This window comes from Streptomyces sp. NPDC051322 (assembly GCF_040689485.1).
In the GTDB taxonomy this organism is placed as follows: Bacteria; Actinomycetota; Actinomycetes; order Streptomycetales; family Streptomycetaceae; genus Streptomyces.
This window is the reverse complement of the sequence record NZ_JBFBAK010000014.1, coordinates 56,260-70,052: the sequence shown is the minus strand read 5'-3', so window position 1 is coordinate 70,052 and position 13,793 is coordinate 56,260. Positions and strand designations below refer to the sequence as shown.

General features: G+C 66.9%; 10 protein-coding genes. 2 read left to right on the top strand and 8 right to left on the bottom strand.

The window, feature by feature from the left end:
• Positions 1–82 precede the first annotated feature (82 nt).
• Complete coding sequence (locus tag AB0436_RS27255) at positions 83–1,624, top strand: MFS transporter (protein ID WP_366470629.1); 1,542 nt, start codon at positions 83–85, stop codon at positions 1,622–1,624.
• Between the two features lie 35 nt (positions 1,625–1,659).
• On the opposite strand, the gene AB0436_RS27250 is transcribed toward AB0436_RS27255, so the two are convergent.
• The 5 genes from AB0436_RS27250 to nrdR all read right to left on the bottom strand — a co-directional run bounded on the left by AB0436_RS27250 (position 1,660) and on the right by nrdR (position 7,617).
• Positions 1,660–2,589, bottom strand: coding sequence for an ADP-ribosylglycohydrolase family protein (locus AB0436_RS27250; protein WP_366470592.1), 930 nt, complete (start codon positions 2,587–2,589; stop codon positions 1,660–1,662).
• A gap of 12 nt (positions 2,590–2,601) precedes the next feature.
• Complete coding sequence (locus AB0436_RS27245) at positions 2,602–3,261, bottom strand: histidine phosphatase family protein (RefSeq protein ID WP_366470591.1); 660 nt, start codon at positions 3,259–3,261, stop codon at positions 2,602–2,604.
• Positions 3,262–3,322: 61 nt separating this feature from the next.
• The gene (locus AB0436_RS27240; RefSeq protein ID WP_366470590.1) at positions 3,323–3,928 is read right to left on the bottom strand and encodes a YdbC family protein; all 606 of its coding nucleotides are present in this window, start codon (positions 3,926–3,928) and stop codon (positions 3,323–3,325) included.
• 183 nt (positions 3,929–4,111) lie between these two features.
• On the bottom strand, positions 4,112–6,982 hold the full coding sequence (locus tag AB0436_RS27235) for a vitamin B12-dependent ribonucleotide reductase (RefSeq protein WP_366470589.1): 2,871 nt from the start codon (positions 6,980–6,982) through the stop codon (positions 4,112–4,114).
• A gap of 122 nt (positions 6,983–7,104) precedes the next feature.
• On the bottom strand, positions 7,105–7,617 hold the full coding sequence (gene nrdR / locus AB0436_RS27230) for a transcriptional regulator NrdR (RefSeq protein WP_366470588.1): 513 nt from the start codon (positions 7,615–7,617) through the stop codon (positions 7,105–7,107).
• A 500-nt stretch (positions 7,618–8,117) separates the two neighbouring features.
• On the opposite strand from nrdR, the gene lexA reads away from it, so the two are divergent.
• Complete coding sequence (gene lexA, locus AB0436_RS27225; protein WP_366470587.1) at positions 8,118–8,909, top strand: transcriptional repressor LexA; 792 nt, start codon at positions 8,118–8,120, stop codon at positions 8,907–8,909.
• Between the two features lie 132 nt (positions 8,910–9,041).
• On the opposite strand, the gene AB0436_RS27220 is transcribed toward lexA, so the two are convergent.
• The 3 genes from AB0436_RS27220 to AB0436_RS27210 form a co-directional block, all read right to left on the bottom strand.
• On the bottom strand, positions 9,042–11,012 hold the full coding sequence (locus AB0436_RS27220; RefSeq protein ID WP_366470586.1) for an ATP-dependent DNA helicase: 1,971 nt from the start codon (positions 11,010–11,012) through the stop codon (positions 9,042–9,044).
• A gap of 38 nt (positions 11,013–11,050) precedes the next feature.
• The gene (locus AB0436_RS27215; protein ID WP_366470585.1) at positions 11,051–12,856 is read right to left on the bottom strand and encodes an IucA/IucC family siderophore biosynthesis protein; all 1,806 of its coding nucleotides are present in this window, start codon (positions 12,854–12,856) and stop codon (positions 11,051–11,053) included.
• A 138-nt stretch (positions 12,857–12,994) separates the two neighbouring features.
• On the bottom strand, positions 12,995–13,771 hold the full coding sequence (locus AB0436_RS27210) for a GNAT family N-acetyltransferase (protein ID WP_366470584.1): 777 nt from the start codon (positions 13,769–13,771) through the stop codon (positions 12,995–12,997).
• Positions 13,772–13,793: the final 22 nt, after the last annotated feature.

The window sequence follows — 13,793 nt, the reverse complement described above, 5'->3', positions numbered from 1 at the left end:
ATGGCTACTGTCCTTCCCGGGGGACGACTCAGTGCACCAACTCGCCCCAGGGGGAAGTTTCGTGTCTTCTGATCAACTGGATATGTCGCTGCGCGACGTATCCGCACCGAACTCCGGCCGGCGACCGGCGCGTCCTGGTATCGCGCTCACCGTCATCGCCGCCTGTCAGCTCATGGTGGTACTCGACGCCACCATCGTGAACATCGCCCTGCCGCACATCCAGACCGCGCTCGGCTTCTCCACCAACAACCTGACCTGGGTGATCAACGCGTACGCGCTCACCTTCGGAGGACTGCTCCTGCTCGGTGGGCGAGCCGGGGATCTGCTGGGCCGACGCCGGATGTTCATCACCGGCATCCTGCTCTTCACCCTCGCCTCGCTGCTCGGCGGCTTCGCCCAGGAACCCTGGCAGTTGCTGGCAGCCCGCGCCCTGCAGGGAGTCGGCGGCGCGATAGCCTCGCCCACCTCGCTCGCTCTGGTAGCCACCACGTTCCCCGAGGGCCCTGAACGCAACCGGGCTTTCGGAGTCTTCGCCGGCGTCTCCGCGGGCGGTGGCGCGCTCGGCCTGCTGGCCGGTGGCATGCTCACCGACTGGCTCGACTGGCGCTGGGTGCTTTTCGTCAACGTGCCGATCGGGCTCTTCATCGCCTTCCTCGCACCGCGTTACATCGTCGAGTCGGAACGGCGTCCGGGACGGTTCGACATCACCGGCGCCGCCGCTTCGACAGCCGGAATGGCAGCCCTGGTGTACGGGTTCATCCGCGCGGCCAATGACGGCTGGAGCGACACCGTGACGCTGGGATCGTTCGCCGCCGCGGTCGTACTTCTCTTCACGTTCATCGCGGTGGAGCGCCGGTCGGCGCAGCCCATCACCCCGCTGCGGATGTTCGCCGACCGCAACCGCTCCGGCACCTACGTCATGATGCTCAGCCTCGCCGCGGCGATGTTCGGCATGTTCTTCTTCATCGTGCTCTTCGTCCAGAACGTGCTGCACTACAGCCCCATCAAGGCAGGGCTGGCCTTTCTGCCCGTCACCGTCGCCATCATCACCGGGGCAGGACTCTCCACTCAACTACTGCCGAAGCTCGGCCCGAAGCCGTTCATGGTGACCGGCACCGTGCTCACCGGGATCGGCATGGGCTGGCTCACGATGATCGACCCGGGCAGCTCGTACGTCGGCGGCGTGCTCGGCCCCATGGTGCTGTTCGGATTCGGCATGGGGCTCAACTTCGTGACCCTGACACTCACTGCCGTCTCCGGCGTGGCCGAGCACGAGTCCGGTGCGGCTTCCGGGCTGCTCAACACCACTCAGCAGGTCGGTGGCGCGCTCGGCCTGTCCATTCTGACGACGGTCTTCGGCACCGCGAGCCGCAACGAGGGGACGAAACAGGCGGCGAACTTCCTCACCGACGGAACTGCTGATCAGAAGGCGACCTTCGCCAGGACCCACAAGCTACCCGCGCCCTGGAGCGACGCCGTCCTCGCCCACGGCATCGGTATGTCGTTCGTCGCGGCGGTCTCTCTTGTCGCGCTCGCCGTGGTCACCGCCGTATTCGTCATCCAGGTCCGCAAGAGCGACCTGGAGGCGCTCAGCGGTACGGCCGGCGGCCCTGGAGCGATCTGATTCCGTCGACGCCATCGCCCGTCGCGTTCGTCGTGCTACGACGGACGCGACGGGGCCCACTCCGGAAGCTGCTCCGTCCGGTCCAGCCACTCAGGCGGCGCCTGGGCGTGTCCTGTCGCGGCCACTACACCGCCGACGATCGCGCAGGTCGTGTCCACGTCACCGCCCACCTGGGCCGTTGTCCAGAACGCCTGCTCGAAATCGCCCAGGCCGCGGGCCGCGGACCAGAGGGCGAACGGCACGGTGTCGTGCGCGCTGGTACGCCGTCCGCAGCCAAGCACCGCCGCGACGGTCCCCGCATCGTCGTAATCGAGCATGTCCTTGGCCCGGCGCAGCCCCGCGCCCACCGCACTGCGCGGAACCAGCGCGATCACGCCATCGAGCAATCCGGCAGGAGTCGGCGGGCCACCCGGAGCTGCTGCGAGGGCCGCAGCTGCGGCCACCGCCATGCTGCCCACCACCGCTTCACGGTGCTGATGCGTGGTGTACGCCGAGATCTCGGCCTGATGAGTGGCTTGCTCCGGGTCGTGGGCGTACCAAGCGCCGAGCGGTGCGATCCGCATAGCCGCTCCGTTGCCCCAGGAGCCTTGCCCGTTGAAGAGGGCACTGGCCAGTTCGCGCCAGTCACCGCCTTCCCTGATCAGCCGGAGCATCCGGTTGACCGCAGGCCCGTAACCACGGTCGAAGTCGTGCCGCTCGGCGAATGACGCCGCCAGCGCGTCCTGGTCGATGCGGCCGTGCGATACCAGCACGGCCAGGACCGAGCAGGCCATCTCGGTGTCGTCGGTCCACTGCCAGGGCCCGGGCGGCAGCTCACACCTGGCGAGCAGCGGATAGTTGTCGGGGACGAAGAACTGGGAACCCAGGGCGTCTCCCACGGAGAGCCCACGCAGGCTGCACCGGGCACGTCCGAAAGCTTCGGGAAGAGACCCGGAAACGGAGTGGAAAGCGGAGTCAGCGGTCATCGCTGTACAACTCTATCCGGTGGCACCGTAGGACTCCGGGACACGCCAGTGATCAAACGGCCGGTCAAGCGTGTATCTGCCGTCCGCACCGAGCAGCAAGGTCCGGGTCTCCCCGTTACCCGGGTTCGACAGCGCCTCGAACTCACCGACCGACCAGTGAAACCAGCGCATGCAGAAGAGCCGCATGGTCAGCCCGTGCGTGACCAGCAGAACATTCGGCGGGTGATCGGGAGACTCGAAGCTGCGGTGCAGGCTCTCCAGGAAGGCGCCGACCCGGTCGTACACGTCCGCGCCGGACTCCCCCTGGGCGAAACGGTAGAAGAAATGACCGTAGGCGTCCCGGTAGGCCTTCTGCAGCTTCACGTCATCGCGGTCCTGCCAGTTCCCCCAGTCCTGTTCGCGGAGCCTGGGCTCTTCCCTGATCCGCACCTTTTCCGGGTCCAGCCCGAAAGCCCTGAAGGTCTCGTGGGTGCGTCGGTAGGGCGAAACGTAGGCGCTGACGGTCTCCTGCCCGAAGACCTGGCGCAGACGTACCCCCGCCGCCTCGGCTTGTCGCCAGCCGGTTCCGGTGAGTCTCAGGGCGTGGTCGGGTTCGCGTTCGTACACCGTGTCATCGGCATTGCCCTCCGACTCGCCATGCCGGACGAGGACGATGCGTTGTGGTCGTGCCATGCCAGAACCCTAGATTGCATCGGCAACCACCGTCCCGGCCTCCCGGCAGAGCCGACGGAGATCACACGGTCCAGGAGGGTTCGAGCTGGACGATGTCCCCGGCCAGCGCCACCACATCCGCGTCGGTCTGTGCACGCAGCGAGAGCCGCTCGACCCGCTCGGGACGGTATTTCCCGCGCTCGGCCGCCGACTGCCACATCGAAAGGACCAGGAACTCGTCTCCAGGGGCTTGACCGAACAACCCGCGCAGCATCCCCGGTGACCCCGCCATCGCGGGGTTCCATACCTTCTCCTGCATCAGTGCGAAGTGCTCGGTCCGGTCCGCACGCACCCGACAGTGCGCGACACGGACGACATCCGCGTCCGCGAAGCGCGGCTCGAATCCGGTCTTCACATCGAAGCGGTGGTCGAAGATTTTGGCGCTGCGATTCTTGTGCGTACCCGCCTGCGCGGCAGCGAGCCGATCATGCGACCGCGCCATGAACGAATCATAGAAGGGACGGCTCTCCCAGAAGGTGAAGACATGGGCCACGCTCTGCCGGCCACGGCTCCATCCACCACCCTGTCCCCGGAAACCCGGCTCGCCCAGCAACCCCGCCCACCTCCGCTGCCCCTGCTCGAACCCCCGGAGGTCCGTCACCGTGCAGCGAATCCACTTGACCAGCACCGCGCCATCGTACGGCCAGCAGAGTGACGCCGGTCGCACTCGGACCAAGTGCATTCAGGGCCGCCCGAACCGAACCCGCTCCGGCGGCACGCATCGAGGGGACCGGCCATGGACCGGTCCCCTCGATGAACGCTGATCAGCTACCCGGGCTGCCCAGGATCTCCCCGCAGCCCCGCCGCAGGATCAGCTGCAGCCGCTGGTCGAGCCGCAGCCCTCGCAGAGGTAGCAGCTGCCGGCTCGGCGCATCTTCGTGCCGCAGGAGAAGCAGAGCGGTGCGTCGGCGTTCAGGCCGAGCGTGATCTCCATCAGCTCAGTGGAGTTGTGCGCCTCCTTCGGAGCCGGGACCGCCGCCACCGCTTCCGGCTTGGTGGAGACGGCCTTCGGCATTTCCACAGCGCGCGGCGCGGACTGGGACAGACCCTCGACGTCCACATCGTCGTCACCGGGCTCGTACGAACCGGTGTCCAGGTGACGCTGACGCTCCTGGGCCGAGTGGATCCCGAGCGCCGAGCGCGTCTCGAAGGGCAGGAAGTCGAGCGCCAGGCGGCGGAAGATGTAGTCGACGATCGACTGAGCCATCCGTACGTCCGGGTCGTCCGTCATTCCGGCCGGCTCGAAACGCATATTGGTGAACTTCGAGACGTAGGTCTCCAGCGGAACGCCGTACTGCATGCCCACGGAGACGGCGATCGAGAAGGCGTCCATCATGCCTGCGAGGGTCGAGCCCTGCTTGGACATCTTCAGGAAGACCTCACCGAGGCCGTCGTCCGGGTACGAGTTGGCGGTCATGTAGCCCTCGGCGCCGCCGACCGTGAAGGAGGTGGTGATGCCGGGGCGACCCTTGGGCAGCCGCTTGCGGACCGGGCGGTACTCGATGACCTTCTCGGCCTTCGGCTCCTCGACGACGTCCTTGGTCTTCGCCGACAGCGGCTGGCCGACCTTGGAGTTCTCGACGTACACGGCGAGTGCCTTGGTGCCGAGCTTCCAGCCCTGGAGATAAATCTCCTCGACGTCCGCGACCGTGCTGGACGCCGGCATGTTGACCGTCTTCGAGATGGCGCCGGAGAGGAACGGCTGGGCGGCGGCCATCATCCGGACGTGACCCATGGGAGCGATGGAACGCTCACCCATGGCGCAGTCGAAGACCTCGTAGTGCTCGAGCCGCAGGCCGGGGGCGTCGACGACGTTCCCGTGCTCCGCGATGTGAGCGACGATCGCCTCGACCTGCTCGGGCTGGTAACCCAGCCGCTTGAGGGCCTTGGGGACCGTGTTGTTCACGATCTGCATCGAGCCGCCACCGACGAGCTTCTTGAACTTGACCAGGGCCAGGTCCGGCTCGACGCCCGTGGTGTCGCAGTCCATCATCAGGCCGATGGTTCCTGTCGGCGCGAGCACGGAGGCCTGCGCGTTGCGGAAACCGTTCTTCTCGCCGAGACGCAGCACGTCCTGCCAGGCCTCGGTGGCCGCGGCCCACACCGGGCTGTCGAGGTCGTCCGTGCGCGTGGCGGTCGCGTTGGCGTCCGCGTGCTGCCGCATGACGCGCTTGTGGGCATCCGCGTTACGGGCGTAGCCGTCGTACGGGCCGACGACCGCGGCCAGTTCGGCGGAGCGCTTGTACGAAGTACCGGTCATCAGTGAGGTGATCGAACCCGCGAGCGCACGGCCGCCGTCGCTGTCGTACGCGTGGCCGGTCGCCATCAGGAGAGCGCCGAGGTTGGCGTAGCCGATGCCCAGTTGGCGGAAGGCGCGGGTGGTCTCGCCGATCTTCTCGGTGGGGAAGTCGGCGAAGCAGATGGAGATGTCCATCGCGGTGATGACCAGCTCGACGACCTTCGCGAAGCGCTCCGCGTCGAACGACTGGTTGCCCTGGTCGTCGTCGCGCAGGAACTTCATGAGGTTCAGCGAGGCGAGGTTGCACGACGAGTTGTCCAGGTGCATGTACTCGCTGCACGGGTTGGATGCCGTGATCCGGCCCGACTCGGGCGAGGTGTGCCACCGGTTGATGGTGTCGTCGTACTGGATACCGGGGTCGGCACAGACATGCGCGGCCTCAGCCATCTTCCGGAAGAGAGCCTTGGCATCGACCTCTTCGATCACCTCGCCGGTCATCCGGGAACGCAGACCGAACTTGGATCCGGCCTCGACGGCGTTCATGAACTCGTCGTTCACCCGGACGGAGTTGTTGGCGTTCTGGTACTGCACCGACGTGATGTCGTCGCCGCCCAGGTCCATGTCGAAGCCCGCGTCACGCAGGGCGCGGATCTTCTCCTCCTCCTTCACCTTGGTCTCGATGAAGGCCTCGACGTCGGGGTGGTCGACATCCAGCACGACCATCTTGGCCGCGCGGCGCGTCGCGCCACCGGACTTGATGGTTCCCGCCGAAGCGTCGGCGCCACGCATGAAGGAAACCGGACCCGATGCGTTGCCCCCGGACGAGAGCAGCTCCTTCGAGGACCGGATACGCGAGAGGTTGAGGCCGGCGCCCGAGCCGCCCTTGAAGATCATCCCCTCTTCCTTGTACCAGTCGAGGATGGACTCCATGGAGTCGTCGACGGAGAGAATGAAACAGGCGCTGACCTGCTGGGGCTGCGCCGTTCCGACGTTGAACCAGACCGGCGAGTTGAAGCTGAACACCTGGTGCAACAGGGCGTAGGCCAGCTCGTGCTCGAAGAGTTCGGCATCTGCGGCGGAGGCGAAGTATCCGTTTTCCTCGCCTGCCTTGCGGTACGTCCTGACGACACGGTCGATGAGCTGCTTGAGGCTGCTCTCACGGTTGTCAGCGCCGACAGCGCCCCGGAAGTACTTGCTGGTGACGATGTTGACCGCGTTCACCGACCAGAAGTCGGGAAACTCGACGCCACGCTGCTCGAAGTTGACCGAGCCGTCGCGCCAGTTGGTCATGACGACGTCCCGGCGTTCCCACACCACCTCGTCGTACGGGTGTACGCCGGGGGTGGTGTGGATGCGCTCGCCGCGCAACCCCTGCCGATTAGCAGCCGCCTTGGATCCCTTGGATCGGGAACCTCGTGCCGGGCCACTCGTCGTCTCTGTCATGCCGCCTCCCATATGCGGGCTAAAACACCCAAAAGCGCCCAGATCTTCCCAGGGCACTGTATTTGTCTGGCGCCGGCGGCTCCTGAAGTGCCGCCGGCAGTGTGACCGTGAATCCCGAAGGATCAGTCGGTGGCAGTGGAGGGCGGGGGCACCGCCGGGGCCCCTCCGCACTCGCACTCCACTGCGGGGGGCTGCCCTTCGCGGAGTTCCGCGATGGCGCCCTCGAAATCCTCGAGCGAGTCGAAAGCCCGGTAGACGGACGCGAAACGCAGGTACGCGACCAGGTCGAGTTCCTGCAACGGGCCGAGCATGGCCAGCCCCACATCGTGGGTGGTGAGCTCGGCACTCCCGGTGGCGCGCAGCGCCTCCTCGACCCGCTGGCCGAGCTGGGCGAGAGCGTCCTCGGTGACCGGTCTTCCCTGACACGCCTTGCGCACCCCGGTAATGACCTTGGTGCGGCTGAACGGCTCGGTGACACCGCTGCGCTTGATCACCATGAGCGATGCGGTTTCCACCGTCGTGAAACGGCGAGAGCAGTCGGGGCACTGCCGGCGCCGACGGATCGACGTGCCGTCGTCGGTGGTGCGGCTGTCGACCACACGGCTGTCAGGGTGCCTGCAGAAGGGGCAGTGCATGGTTCCGAGCCTCCTTCGCGCACGACTGAATACCCTCGTCAAGGCCCGGAAGAGGCCCCTCGAAGCAGCCCCAAGCATAGGCGATGACTGGGGCCTTGAAGGACCAGGGACCACTACTTCTGGGCTGCAGTTGCAATCCAACCACTAGATCTGGGGTTCGGCGCCACCTTCGCCTCAGCGCGTGTCGGCACCACCGCTCCCGCCGTCCGGCCGTGCCGAGCGTACGGCAGGCGCGTCGGCGCAGGGATTCCGGGCCACCCGATGACAGAGTGAAATCCATCGGCGACGGTCCGCGAGAAGCACCCGCAGAACGACTGCGCGAGGCGGGGGCGGTAGCGTCGGCGGCCCGCTTGCCTTCAACGCTCAAGGCGCTCATACACCCGACCATCCGCTCAGGTGAAGGGTTTTCCAGTTTTTCACTCGAACGTGTGTTTGGCGCAACCTTTCGAAAGCCACTACCGTTGTCCAACTAGGGAGAGAACATCTCGAGAGGGGCCGACGTGACCACGACCGCAGACAGTGCCATCATCACTGCCCAGGACCGCTCCCAGAATCGACTCGAGCCGGTGCATGCCATGAACGACGCCACGGATCCCGAGGGCCTGGTGCCCCCGCGACCTGCTCGCTCGCTGCCCGGCCGACCTCCGGGAATCCGGGCGGACAGTTCTGGGCTGACGGACAGGCAGCGGCGAGTCATCGAGGTGATCAGGGACTCCGTCCAGCGGCGTGGCTATCCGCCGTCGATGCGGGAGATCGGTCAGGCCGTGGGGCTGTCGAGTACCTCGTCCGTCGCTCATCAGCTGATGGCGCTGGAGCGGAAGGGCTTTCTTCGCCGCGACCCGCACCGCCCCCGGGCGTACGAGGTCCGTGGCTCCGACCAGCCGAGCACCCAGACCACCGACACCACAGGCAAGCCGGCCGCTTCCTACGTACCGCTCGTCGGTCGGATCGCCGCCGGTGGACCCATCCTGGCCGAAGAGTCGGTGGAGGACGTCTTCCCGCTCCCCCGGCAGCTGGTGGGGGACGGCGAGCTCTTCGTGCTCAAGGTCGTCGGCGACTCGATGATCGAGGCGGCGATCTGCGACGGCGACTGGGTCACCGTACGCCGCCAGCCCGTCGCGGAGAACGGCGACATCGTGGCGGCGATGCTGGAGGGCGAGGCCACCGTCAAGCGCTTCAAGCGCGAGGACGGACACGTATGGCTGCTCCCTCACAACTCCGCGTATCAGCCGATCGCTGGGGATGAGGCCACCATTCTCGGCAAGGTGGTAGCAGTGCTCCGGCGGGTCTGACCACCCATCGGCGATGAGCCGGGCCTCGGAACCCACTGCGCCGGTTCCGGGGCCCTGTAGTGCCCCCGGACAGGCTTGCAGGTGTTCAGGACCGCTCAGGCCCCGAGCTTCGTGCCGCAGGGACGGACGCCACTATTTGCCCTCCGCCTTTGCCGCTCCGTCGATGGCAGCCAGCGAGCGGCGCACTTGGTTACGGTCCGTGGTGAACCAGAACTCCGGCAGCGAGGCCCGCAGGTAACTGCCGTAGCGGGCAGTGGCCAGACGGGGGTCGAGCACCGCTACGACACCCCGGTCTCCCATGGCGCGTACCAGCCGCCCCGCTCCCTGAGCCATCAGCAGAGCAGCATGCGTGGCCGCGACGGCCATGAACCCATTACCGCCGCCCTCCTCCACCGCCTTCTGGCGGGCGCTCATCAGCGGGTCATCGGGACGCGGGAAGGGAATCCGGTCCATGACCACCAGCTGACAGCTGGATCCCGGGACATCCACTCCCTGCCAGAGCGAAAGCGTGCCGAAGAGGCAGGTTTCCGGGTCTGCCGCGAAGTTCTTGATCAACTCGCCCAGTGTCTCCTCACCCTGCAGAAGAATCGGCTTGTCCAGTCTGCCGCGCAGCTCCTCGGCCGCGGACCGGGCCGCCCGCATGGACGAAAAGAGCCCCAGGGTGCGCCCACCGGACGACTCCACCAGCTCGGCCAGCTCATCCAGCATGTCTGTCCTGGATCCTTCGCGGCCCGGGGCCGCGAGGTGCTTGGCGACGTAGAGAATGCCTTGCTTCGCATAGTCGAAGGGCGAGCCGACATCGAGTCCGGTCCACTGGGGGAGGTCCTCACCCTCAGTGCCTTCCGGGGCAAGACCGAGCGAAGCCCCCACCCCATTGAAATCCCCGCCGAATTTGAGGGTGGCGGACGTCAGGACCACCGACCGCTCGGCGAAGAGCTTTTCGCGGAGCAATCCCGATACGGAAAGCGGGGCCACTCGCAGCGAAGCGCCGAAGCGGTCATGCCGCTCGTACCAGACGACGTCATACTCCGAGCCCAGAGTGATCCGCTCGGCGACATCGTGGATGGACTCGACGGACGCCATGGCCTGCTTGCGCACGACGTCCTCGTCCTGGACCGATTTGTCGCGGGTGGAACCCAGCGCCGCAATCACCGTGCGAGAGGCGTCACGCAACGCCATCAGGGCATATCCGAGGTCTTCCGGAATCTCCTCCAGGCGTCCCGGCAGAGCCAGCTCCATGACTCGCTCGAATGTCTCGGCGGCGGTCTGCAGGGCGTCTGCCGCCTTTTCGTTGACGAGTTTCGCGGCACGCCGCACGGCCCGGTTGACCTGGCCCGGGGTGAGCTCACCGGTGGCCACACCGGTGACCCGTGAGACCAGTTCGTGAGCCTCGTCAACGATCAGCACCTCGTGCTGCGGAAGTACCGGAGCGCCCTCGATCGCATCGATGGCCAGCAAGGCGTGGTTGGTGACGACGACATCGGCCACCTTGGCCCGCTCGCGTGCGGCCTCCGCGAAGCACTCAGCGCCATAGGCGCACTTGCTCGCCCCGAGGCACTCGCGGGACGAGACGGAGATCTGTCCCCAGGCCCGGTCGGACACACCGGGAGTGAGATCGTCGCGGTCGCCGGTCTCCGTCTCATCGGCCCAGTCCCGCATCCGCAGCAGGTCCTGGCCGAGCTTGCTGCTGGGAGCTGCCGTCTCGAACTGGTTGAAGAGACCGTCCTCCTCTTCCTGCGGTACGCCCTCGTGGAGGCGGTGCAGACAGAGGTAGTTGGACCGCCCCTTGAGCATCGCGAACTCGGGCCGTCGCCGCAGCAGCGGCTGGAGGGCTTCGACCGTCCGCGGAAGGTCACGCTCCACCAGCTGACGCTGCAGCGCGAGCGTCGCCGTGGCCACGACGACACGCTCACCGTGGGCCAGGGCAGGCACCAGATAGCCGAGGGACTTTCCGGTACCGGTGCCTGCCTGAACCAGCAGGTGGGCATTGTGGTCGACCGCTTCAGCGACGGCTTGGGCCATGGTGACCTGGCCCGGGCGCTCCGTACCGCCCACGGCGGTGACGGCAGCGTGCAAGAGCTCAGGGAGGGAGGGCTTCGTCATAGCAGGACTACCCTACGGGGCACCTCTGACAATCGGGATCACACCTCGTGCAGGGGATTGCGGACCGTACCGTGCACTGCGGCGTGCGGACGATTCGGTCGGTCCCGGTAACCGTCGAGGTGGAGCCGGTTGCGGTTCAGGCAGAGACGCTCGATCCGGGGGGTGAGGAGGTCGAACATCTCATAGCGTTCCTTGAGCTCGGGGAAGCGAGCTTGATGGCGCAGAATCTCGTTTCGGACGAGTAACCAGAAATCGGCCTCGGGGACTCCCAGCTGATCTTCGCAGAGCGGGGCGAGGAAGCGGAAGACGCCAACAAAGAGCCCGGAGTGGATGAACTGGGTGAGAAAGGCGGGTTCCTCCGTCAGGAGCACCTCGCGCACTTCGTCAGGCATCGATTCGTGCTCCGGCAGGGATTCCGCACTGATATTGACGTCGTCCACGAAATCCTTGATCGCCAGCCGAACGGGTACATCGTGGTCGTCGAAGACGACGATGGCGTTCTCGCCGTGCGGTGAGAAGACCGTGCCGTAGCGGTAGAGAAAGCGCAGCAGCGGCGGCAGCAGCGCTACGAAGAGCCGGCGCAGCCACGCGGTGGGGGTGAGCCCCGACCTGGCAACCAGTTCCGCGGTGAAGGAGCGCCCCTGCAGGTCGGTGTGGATCAGCGAGGCAAGCGTGCGGGCTCCCTCACCGGGCGCGAGCCGGCTCTCCAGCGGTTCGCGCCAGATGGCACCGAGGAGTTCCCGGTATTGATACGGGACGTCCGGGAGGTGATCGTAGAGAGGGTGCTCGACCGATACGGAGGCGACCTCGCCGAGGAGGATGACTCCGCATTCGTCGCGCAGGAAGGCATCCTCGTCGCGCAGGCCCTGGACCCAGGCGGTCACGGCGGGCGCGGCGAGCGTCCGCTCGGTGGGCAGACCACGCCAGACCAGCGTGTTGAGGATCGACAGCGGAAGCTTCACGGTGTGCCGGTCGGGCCGGTCCAGGTTCAGGAAGGTGCGGACGGACTGCTGCGGAATTCTCGGATCACCATCGGCATGCAGAGGGACGATCTTGTGATGAGCAATGGCCGGAGCGAAAAGAGGAAGGATCACTTCGTCCCACTGCCACGGATGCACGGGCAGATAGAGGTAATGGTCCGGGTCCAGGCCGCGAGCGCGCAGTAGTGCGGCGAAGGACGCCCGCGTGGCGGTGTCGAGCTCGCGGCGGTAGAGGCGCTCGGGGGTGCCGAGACCGGTGACGCCCCGATAGCGGGCGAGCTCCGTGCTGACCGCGATCCAGGGCAGACGCGCCGAGGTGCGGGACTCGGGCGTCCAACGGGCAGCGTCACTCGCCGAGAAGCCGATGCGGCCCTTGTTGAGCACCAGCCAGGGATGTCCGGTCTGATGGCCCTCGAGTTGCGCGTAGTCGAGGTCGGCGAGGTCCTCCACGGGGAGTGCGGTGTGGTCGAGGCGCGCATCGGCCGCCAGTGTGGTGGTGAGTTCCCGGATCAGGTGGCCGAGGGTGGCGCCGTCGAGGTCGAGCACGCGACGGGCGAGAACGAGAAATCGGAGCGGATCGGTGAACTGCCGGCCTTCCAGCTCGATGGTGTCCGGCTCCACGTGCCAGTTCCCGTAGGCCCCCCGCCGGGCCCGGAAGGTGAGCGGCAGGTCGTTGTCGAGCGTGAGCAGGAAGCGGTCACCGGCCCTGGCCGTGGGTTCGATGATCTCTTCGTAGGCGAACGAACTCAGCATCTTGGCGAGGAGTCGGCGGGCAGCCCGGTCCCAGTCGTCCGGATTCAGCTCGGTGGGAGAAAGAAGCGCCGGTTCCGCGGCGGAGTCGGGGATGACGGGTGGGTTCAACACAGGCACTCCTCGAGTGGGAACCGATGCGGGACGCGCGGTGTATCAAATGCAGCACGTTGTTCATGGACGTTGTTCGTAGACGTCGTGCACGGCCAGTCGCTCACAACCCAGTCATTCATGGAGGCTCACAGTGATCACTCAGAGCAGGCGGCGTAGCACTCTGTCGCGGATCATCAGGGCGGCGCGCTTCTCCGGGAGCTGTACCTCCGCGGAAAAGCGGAAGCCGGCACTCAGGAAGGCCGCTACCGAGGGGGTGTTACGCAAGTCGGGTTCCGCGATCACCCGTGTGCAGCGGGGTCTGTTGTCCAGTACGAGGTCGGACACGGCTCGCAGCAAGGAGGTGCCGATACCTCGGCCGCGGTCACTGACCCCCCCGATGAGGAGATGCAGTCCGGTGTCCTGCGGTCGTGCCGGGTAGTGCCGGGCGAGTGGGTCGAGATCCGCCCGGTAGAGCTCCCAGTAGCTCATCGGAACGCCGTCGAGCAGGCCGAGGCACGGAACGCTTCGCCCATCACCGTCGACTTGGCTGCGCAGATGCGCTGCGGTAACGGACTCATCACCCGAGAGTTCCCAGAATGCGGCGACGGCCGGGTCGTTCATCCACCGGCTGATCAGGGCGAGATCTCGCTCGACGTCCGCAGCGACAAGTCGGAACTCGCCTGCGGGTGTGGCGGCGGGTTCCCAGCCCCCGGGGTCGTCCAGGAGGTCGCCCCCCGTAGGCATCCGGGGAGCGGCGGCGTATCCGGTCTCCGGGGCACGGTCCCGCAGTGCTGCCAGGAGTTCCCCGGACAGCCGCAGATCCAGGGTGTCTGCTGCTTCGGCCCCGGTCGGTCCGGCAGTGTCGGTCGGGTGGTCCGGGCCGGCCGGGTGGGCGGGCTCGGTCCCGGAGTTGATGCTCGCGTCTATGGAGGGCACGGCGACACTCCTCTTCTCAGGT